Here is a 3,572-nt window from a genome sequence, read left to right as displayed (position 1 = left end):
ATCCGGAAGGCCGCATGAACTGCAAATCTGTGTCCAATCTACTGCGGGCGGTACAGCAAGAGTTGCGCCAGACCCACGCCCAGCAACAGGGCGATGAGCCACAGCACGAAGGCCCTGAAGCCCGGTGCGCGCGCAATGGAAAAAGTGGCCATGAGGGTTGGACGGAGCGTGCCCGGCGCAAAGCGCCCATGCGGACCGCTGGCAAGAGTACCACGGGGCTATGCCACGCACAGGGCCGCAGCGGACGAGCGCGTGCTATCGTTGCGGCATTGCACCATGGACCCGCTGCGCTCGCCTGACTCCTGGCTGCGCTTCCTGCTGATGCTGGGCGCGCTGGCGTTGGCGTGGCCCGCGCACGCGCAGACCCTGCGCGTGGGGCTGTACGAGAACGAACCCAAGCTCTTCACCTCGCCGCACGGCGAGGCCAGCGGGATTTTCCCGGACCTGCTGCGGGCCGTGGCGGCCCAGGAGGGGTGGACGCTGCAGTTCGTTCGCTGCGAGTGGAGCGACTGCCTGGCGCAGTTGGAGCGTGGCGAACTGGATTTGATGCCCGACGTGGCGCAAACCGACGAGCGGCTGCGGCGGTTTGCCTTCCACCAAACGCCGGCGTTGCAGAGCTGGTCACAGCTCTACCGCCGCCCGGGCTTGACCGTCAATACGGTGCTGGACGTGCAGGGTCTGCGCATCGCGGTGCTGCGCGACAGTGTGCAAGAGTCGACCTTGCGCGCCATGTTGAGCGGCTTCGGCATCCAGGCCGAGCTGGTGCCCGTCGCGTCGTTTGAGCAAGCCTTTCAAACGGTGGCGGATGGGCGCGCGGACCTGGCCGCGGTCAACCACTTTTTTGGCAGTTACCAGTCGGGGTGGTATGGGCTGGGCATCACGCCGATCATGTGGAACCCGTCCAAGCTCTTTATCGCTGCGCCCAAAGGGCGCCACGCGGCGGTGCTGGAAACCATCGACCGGCGGCTGCGCGCCTGGCAGGCCGACGACCGATCGCCGTATTTCCAAGCGTTGCGGCGCTGGATCGGGCCACGCGCCGAGGCCGTGCTGCCCGACTGGGTGCCCAAGGCACTGGCTGGTGCGGCATCGTTGGGGGTGGGTCTGGGGGTGGCGGTGGTGTGGTTGCGTCGCCGGGTGCGCAGGGCGGTTGCGGATTTGGAGGCCGCGCACCACAACCTGCGGGCCACGCTGCAGGCTATTCCCGACACCCTGTGCGAAATCGATGCCGAGGGCCGTTGCGCCGCGGTGCACGCCATGTCCCCCGGTGCAGAGGCGGTTCTGGGGCTGCAGTGGACGGGACGCTTTGTGCAGGATCTGCTGCCCCCCGACACGGCGCTGGTGCTTTTGGGGGCGGTGCGGCAAGCCTTGGAGGAGGGTGTCAGCCATGGCTGTGTGCTGGCCGTGCAGACCCCGACCGGCCCGCGCTGGTTCGAGCTGTCCGTTGCCCGCAAGGCATCGGACACGGGCACGCCCACCGCGCTGGTGCTGGCGCGCAACATCACCGATCGCCGCAACGCCGAGGTACGGGTGCACCACGTCTCGCGCCTGTACGCCGCGCTGGGGCAGGCCAACGAGGCGGTCATCCGTGCCGCCCACGCCGACCGCATGATTGCCGGGGTGTGTGAGGCCGCCGTGGCGGTCGGCGGACTGGCGCTGGCATGGGTGGGCTGGATCGACCGCAGCACGCAAACCGTGCGGCCGCAGGCGTGGTACGGTCCGGGGCGGGAAGCGCTGCGCCACCTGGTCCTGCCCCTGCAAGCGCAGGACCCGTCACAGCCCGCCGACCCGGTGGCGAACGCCCTGCAGACGGGGGCCCCCTGCTGGTGCCAAGACTATCTGGCCGATCCGCCGCTCGCGCCGTGGCATGCCGTGGTCCAGGCGCACGGCTGGCGCTCGCTCGCGGCCATTCCACTCCGTCGCGGCGACGGGGTGGAGGGCGTGCTGGTGCTCTACGCACAGGCAATCAACGCCTTCGACGACCAGACCCAGGTCTTGCTGCTGCGCATGGCCAGGGCGTTGGAATACGGGCTGGAAAAGCTGGCGCGAGACGAGGAGCGCCGCCACCTGGTCGTAGAACTGCGCCGGAGCGAGCAGCGCTACCGCCGCATCACCGAATCCATCCGGGACGTCATCTGGACGCTGGACCCACAGACCATGCGCTTCACCTACGTCAGTCCCAGCGTCGAGCGGCTGCGCGGCTACACGCCGCAGGAGGTCATGGCGCAACCCTTCGATGCCGCGCTCCCGCCCGATGTGGCCAGCGAGCTGCGTGTGCATGTCCAGCGCGATCTGAGCGACTTTCGGGCGGGGCGCCTGCGCCCGGAGGACGTCGTGATCCGCGAGCTGCCGCAGCCGCGCAAAGACGGCTCACTGGTTTGGACGGAGGTGGTCGTCAACTATGTCGAAGATCCCCTGACCGGCGCGGTGGAGGCCCATGGCGTTACCCGCGACATCAGCGAGCGCAAGGCGGCCCAGGCCCGCATCGAGCAACTCGCGCATTTCGACCAACTGACCGGCCTGCCCAATCGCACGCAGCTGAACCAATTGCTCGAAAAGCACCTGGCGCTGGCGCAGCGCAACGCACACGCGCTGGCGGTGGTGTTCGTGGATCTGGATCACTTCAAGACCATCAACGACTCCCTGGGCCACGAGGCCGGCGACCAGCTCCTGGTCCAGGTGGCGCAGCGCTTGCTGGGGGTGTGCCGGTTATCGGACATCCCCAGCCGCATGGGCGGGGACGAGTTCGTCGTCATCCTGACCGAAACCGACGCCGCCGGGGCCACCCACTTTGCCCAGCGCCTCATCGAGGCGATGCGCGCGCCCGTGCATGTGGCGCACAGCGAGATCAGCGTCGGGCTGTCCATCGGCGTGGCCCTGTTCCCAGACGATGGGACCGAGGCCGATGTGCTGCTGCGCAAAGCCGACGGGGCCATGTACCAGGCCAAGGCGGCGGGACGCAACGATTTTCGGTTCTTCACCCCGGACCTGCAGGCGCGATCCGATCGGCTGCTCGCCCTGTCCACAGCGCTGGCGCGCGCGGTGGAGCTGGAGCAAATGGCCGTGCATTACCAACCGCTCGTGTCGCTGCGCAGCGGGCGCGTGGTCGCGGCCGAAGCCCTGCTGCGCTGGCACCATCCCGAGTTGGGCGATGTCTCGCCGGCAGAGTTCGTGCCCGTGGCCGAGAACACCGGGCGCATTTTGGAGCTGGGGCGCTGGGTTCTTTCGAGTGCGGCGCGGCACGCCAGTGATTGGCACATGCCCGGGGATGAGTTGACGGTGGCGGTCAACATCTCTGCCGTGCAGTTCCGGCACCGCGACTTTGTCGAGACCGTCCGCGACGTTTTGCAGCGTGAGGGGCTACCCGCGCAGCGCCTGGAGCTGGAGCTGACCGAGTCCATCCCCATGGGCGAGCCCGCTGCGGCCGCCGCTATCCTGGAACGGCTGGCTGAGCTTTCGGTGCGGGTATCCATCGACGACTTCGGGACCGGCTATTCGTCGCTGGGCTACCTAAAAAAGCTGGTGCCCCGCCCGCAATTCTTTTGGACACGAAATTGGGGTAAACAGACGTGTCT

Annotated in this window: 1 protein-coding gene; it reads left to right on the top strand. The window is 68.0% G+C overall.

From position 1 onward, the window contains the following. Positions 1-276: 276 nt before the first annotated feature. The coding region (locus V7026_RS11205) for a diguanylate cyclase domain-containing protein (protein ID WP_334155458.1) at positions 277-3,572 on the top strand (3,296 nt) is incomplete at its 3' end.

The sequence above is a fragment of the Tepidimonas sp. genome, assembly GCF_036825565.1.
Taxonomy (GTDB): Bacteria; Pseudomonadota; Gammaproteobacteria; order Burkholderiales; family Burkholderiaceae_C; genus Tepidimonas.
The sequence above is the reverse complement of the archived record's forward strand: the minus strand, read 5'-3'. Positions and strand labels throughout refer to the sequence as shown.